The following is a 4,450-nucleotide window of genomic DNA, read 5'->3' on the forward strand; positions in this document are numbered from 1 at the left end:
GGACCACGTGCCCTCGAGCCAGGTGCTCGCGACGATCGCCGGCCCGCCGTGGCCCGGCCCGGTGACGAACATCGCCTCGAGGTCGCGCTCGCGCACGCAGCGGTTGGCGTGCGCCCACAGGAGGTTGCCGTCCGCGCCGGGTGGCGCCGGCGCGGCGTCCACCGCGCGCTGACGGCGGCGCGGGCGCGCTCGGCCCTGCGCCTCGGCGAGGGGCTCCTGCACAGCGACTGCAGCCCCGGCTCCCGGCCCGTGCTCGAGCGGGCCGGGCTGGTCCCGGTCACCACCACGACGCCCCACGTCTGGCGCCGCGGCGCGTCCTCCCGCCCGTGAGCCCGACGACCACTCCCTCGGGCCGCTGACGCGGCAGAGCCGCCCGGTCCGCCCCCGGGAGGGCGGACCGGGCGGCCCCGGGTGGTGCTGCCGGGCGGACCGGCGGCCGGCGTCAGGCGATCGGGCCCGCGGCGGCAGCGGCGGCCTCGGCGTCGGCGGTGCGCTGCTCGACGGCGGCGCGGCGGCCGTCCTCGCGCTCGAGCACGGACTCGACCGTCGGGGCCTCGACGGCCGTGCGCGCCATGGGCGACGCAGCGGCCTTCTCGACGGAGCGGGCGAGCTCCTGCGGCGCGACCATCGCCTCGGCCTCGGCCTGCGACATGCCGTTGACGGTGCCGCGGACGCGGTTGTCCGGCCCGACGGTCGGCATCGGGTCGTTGCCGGTGAGGGTCACGTCGCCGCGGACGATGTTCTGGTCGAGGACGATCTCGGCGTCGTTGTCGACGACCGCGACGTCGCCGCCCCAGACGCTCATCTGCTCGCAGACCTCGACCGGCCCGTCGGCGCCGAGCTGGAGCACCGACATGTTGCCCGCGTAGGTCGCGTCGCCGTAGACCTCGCTCTCGCAGAAGACGCCGCCCTCGACGTTGTCGCGCACCTCGAGGGTGCCGTCGACCACCGAGTCGACGACGTCGGTGTAGAGCGTCCCGAGGCCGCGCACGTTCCCGGTGACCACCGAGGAGGACAGGAGGAGCTCGCCCGCGCGGGCGTCGACGAGGCCGCCCACGGTGCTGCCCGCCTCGACCCACGTCACCGTCTCGACCTGGGAGCCCTCGACGGCGCGCGTGACGAGCGACTGGGCGCTGCTGCCCTCGAGGGTCACGCCGAAGCCCTGGCGGGAGGTGACGCGGCCGGCGACGCTGGAGTCGACCAGGCCGACGTAGCCGTCCTCGGCGACGGTGACGGCGCCCTGGAAGGTGGTGCCCTCGGCGACGAGGTCACCACCCGCGGCGACGCGGGTCGTCCCCGTGACCGTGACGCCGGTGAGGTCGCACGAGGCGTCGCGGGGGACGACGAGGTCGCCGGGGATGGTCACGCCGTCGGCGGTGCCGTTGCAGCGGGTCGTGAGGCCCGAGGAGCTCATGGCGGGGCCCGCCACGGCCACGACGCCGCCGGCAGCGAGGAGGGTGCCGGCGGTGAGGGCGCTGATCAGCTTCATGGAGGCTCCTTCGACAGCCCCTCGAGGGGGCCTTCGTCACTCGGTGGTCACGTGCGGATGGGACGTCCGTGACGTGACGGCCAAGGCGGACATCGGTGTCACATGCGGACGCGAGTCGTACCGTGTCAGAAGCGTCACAGCGGGGCAATGGTCTGGACGGAAACGGCGGACCAACTCCGGGCGACCGGACGGCGCGCGACGACGGCGCCCGCCGCTTCACCCGTACGAGTGACTCATGCCTCCCCCGACCCGTCACCCAGCGTGGTAGTGCGCCCGGGCATCCATCACCGCGGAGAGGGCGCTCAGCCCTCGGCCACCTCGGCCAGGGCCCCGGAGACCTCGCGCAGGCGCCGCAGCGCCGCCCGGGCCCGGGCGGGGTCGACGCCGGCCAGGCCGCACGCCGGGGTGAGGACGACGTCGGCCAGCCCGGCGAGCGGCAGCCCCACCCGTCGCCACGGGTCCCGCACCGCGGCCACGAGCGCGTCCACGCCCGGCAGCGGTGACGGGCCGGCGAGGTCGAGCCCCGCCCACAGCCGTCGCCCGTCCTCGACCGCCACGGCGACCGACTCCCACGCCGCGGCGCCGAGCCGGGCGAGGTCGAGCGACAGCCCGTCGGCGCCGGAGGCCCGCAGGACGGGGACGGGCGCGTCGTCCGCGCAGGAGTGGACGACGACGTGCCGCGCCCCGGCGCTCCGTGCGGCGTCGACGACGGCGCGCAGCCCGACCTCGACCTCCTCGGCCGGGACGGGCTCGAGGTGACCGAAACCGCTGGAGCGGCGGAGGCGGCCGTCGAGCACCGCGGGGAGCGACGGCTCGTCCAGCTGCAGCACGAGCTCGGCCCCGGGGACGGCCCGGGCCACCTCGGCGAGGTGCTCGCGGACGCCCTCGGCGAGCGAGGCCACGACGTCGCGGCGGGCGCCGGCGTCGGTCGTCGAGCGCTCGCCGCGGCCCAGCCTCACCGAGGCGGCCAGCGTCCACGGGCCCGCGACCTGGGCCTTGAGCTCGCCCGCCCAGCCGTCGGCGGCCTCCGCGAGGGCGTCGAGGTCCGAGCGGCGCAGGCTGCGGGCGCGCTCGAGGTCGCGGCCGGGCCGGTCGACGAAGCGCCACCCGGAGGGCTGCAGGTCCACGGGCAGGCCGACGAGCAGCGCGGCGGTGCGCCCGACCATCTCGGCGCCGGGACCGCGGCCGGGCATCTCGACGACGTGCGGCAGGCCGGGAGCGGGGCCGAGCTCCCCGACGACGGTCCGCGCCGCCTCGAGCGGGTCCTGCTCGGGCCACGAGCCGGTGCCGCTCAGCCGCCCCAGCAGCGCGGCGGCGGGCTCCCCGTCCGGGGCCGCCGCCCGCGGGTCGTCGGGGCTCGGGGAGGGCTCGCCGGTGGTCACGCCGCGACGGTAGCCGCGGCGCCGGACGCGCCCGGACCGCCGGCTGCCGGCGGCCGCACCCCGCGGGGCCTCAGGCGGCGCGCTCGACCGTGGCCGAGCCGACCACGCGGGTGCCGTCGTAGAGGGCCACGGTCTGGCCCGGGGCGACGCCGCGGACCGGCTCCGCCAGGTCGACGACGAGCGGGTCCGTGCCGGCCAGGACGCACGGCACCTCCGCGCCGTGGGCGCGCAGCTGGGCCCCCAGCCGGTGCCCCGCGGCCGGGGGCGGCCCGGCCCACACCGGGGCGCCACCGACGACGCGGGTGCGCTCGAGGCGCTCGGCGGGCCCGACGACGACGTCGCCCGAGGCCACGGAGAGCGAGAGCACGTAGCGCGGCTTCCCGTCGACGGCCGGCCGGCCCACCCGCAGGCCACGCCGCTGGCCGACGGTGAAGCCGGCCGCCCCGTCGTGCTCACCGAGGACGGCGCCGTCCTCGTCGCGCACCAGCCCGGGCCGCCGCGGCACGCGCTCGGCGAGCCAGGCCCGCGTGTCCCCGCCGGGGACGAAGCAGATGTCGTGGCTGTCGGGCTTCTCGGCGACGGCGAGGCCCCGCTGCGCCGCCTCCTCGCGCACCTCCGCCTTGGACGCCGCGTCGCCGAGGGGCAGCAGCGCCCGCGCGAGGCGCTCGGGCGGCAGGACGGCGAGCACGTAGGACTGGTCCTTCGCCGCGTCGCGCGCGCGGTGCAGGGTCGGCGGTCCGCCGTCGGCGGAGGGCTCCAGCCGCGCGTAGTGGCCCGTGGCGAGGGCGTCGAAGCCGAGCGCCAGGGCGCGGTCGAGCAGGGCGGCGAACTTGACCCGCTCGTTGCAGCGCACGCACGGGTTGGGCGTGCGCCCGGCCGCGTACTCGGCGGTGAAGTCGTCGACGACGTCGGCCTGGAAGCGCTCGGAGAGGTCCCAGACGTAGAAGGGGATGCCGAGGACGTCGGCGGCCCGGCGGGCGTCGCCGGCGTCCTCCACCGTGCAGCAGCCGCGGGCCCGCGCGGGCGCCGGGCCCGGCGCACCGTCCCCCGCTGCGGCGCCGCGCGAGAGGGCGAGGTGGACGCCGACGACGTCGTGCCCGGCGTCGACGGCGCGGGCCGCCGCGACCGCCGAGTCGACGCCACCGCTCATGGCGGCCAGGACCCGCACGGATCAGACCCCCGCCGTCGCGGCCGGCCGGGGGGCGCCCGGAGCCGTGGGCCGGGTCGCCGCCCGGGCCCGCCGGGCGGCGGCGACGACCTCGGGCAGGACGGCGACGAGCCGGTCGACGTCCTCGGTCGTGCTCGTGCGCCCGAGGCTCACCCGCAGCGCTCCCCGCGCGTCGTCGTCGGGCACGCCCATCGCCGCGAGCACGTGGCTGGGCCGCAGCGCCCCTGCGCTGCAGGCGCTGCCGGTGGAGACGGCCACGTCGCGCGCGTCGAGGAGGTAGAGCAGGGCGTCGCCGTCGCAGCCCGGCAGCGTGAGCATCGCCGTGCCGGGCAGCGAGGCGCCCGGCCGCTCGTCGCCGCGCAGCGCGGCGTCGGGGACGCCCGCCCGGACGCCGGCGAGCAGGCGCGCCCG

The 4,450-nt window shown here is 78.7% G+C and carries 4 protein-coding genes and 2 pseudogenes; 1 reads left to right on the forward strand and 5 read right to left on the reverse strand.

What is annotated here, in order from left to right:
- Positions 1–126, reverse strand: a pseudogene (locus HLB09_RS20430) (phosphoketolase family protein); the annotation flags it as partial.
- 15 nt (positions 127–141) lie between these two features.
- Here HLB09_RS20430 and HLB09_RS20435 point away from each other — a divergent pair.
- Positions 142–330 (forward strand): annotated as a pseudogene (locus HLB09_RS20435) (GNAT family N-acetyltransferase); the annotation flags it as partial.
- A 112-nt stretch (positions 331–442) separates the two neighbouring features.
- Here the strand turns inward: HLB09_RS20435 and HLB09_RS13575 are convergent.
- The 4 genes from HLB09_RS13575 to HLB09_RS13590 all read right to left on the reverse strand — a co-directional run.
- A complete protein-coding gene (locus tag HLB09_RS13575) occupies positions 443–1,489 on the reverse strand; it encodes a hypothetical protein (protein ID WP_171203881.1) in 1,047 nt (348 codons plus the stop codon).
- A 302-nt stretch (positions 1,490–1,791) separates the two neighbouring features.
- A complete protein-coding gene (locus HLB09_RS13580) occupies positions 1,792–2,871 on the reverse strand; it encodes a uroporphyrinogen decarboxylase/cobalamine-independent methonine synthase family protein (protein ID WP_212771067.1) in 1,080 nt (359 codons plus the stop codon).
- Positions 2,872–2,941: 70 nt separating this feature from the next.
- Positions 2,942–4,039, reverse strand: coding sequence for a tRNA 2-thiouridine(34) synthase MnmA (mnmA, locus tag HLB09_RS13585; protein ID WP_322790187.1), 1,098 nt, complete (start codon positions 4,037–4,039; stop codon positions 2,942–2,944).
- A 3-nt stretch (positions 4,040–4,042) separates the two neighbouring features.
- Positions 4,043–4,450, reverse strand: a 408-nt coding sequence (locus HLB09_RS13590) for an aminotransferase class V-fold PLP-dependent enzyme (protein WP_171203883.1), incomplete at its 5' end; no start/stop codon positions are given.

This window comes from Pseudokineococcus marinus, from assembly GCF_013004605.1.
In the GTDB taxonomy this organism is placed as follows: Bacteria; Actinomycetota; Actinomycetes; order Actinomycetales; family Quadrisphaeraceae; genus Pseudokineococcus; species Pseudokineococcus marinus.

Coding starts and splice junctions, on each gene's coding strand:
- HLB09_RS13575 (WP_171203881.1), bottom strand. CDS start 1,489: ATGAAGCTGATCAGCGCCCTCACCGCCGGCACCCTCCTCGCTGCCGGC.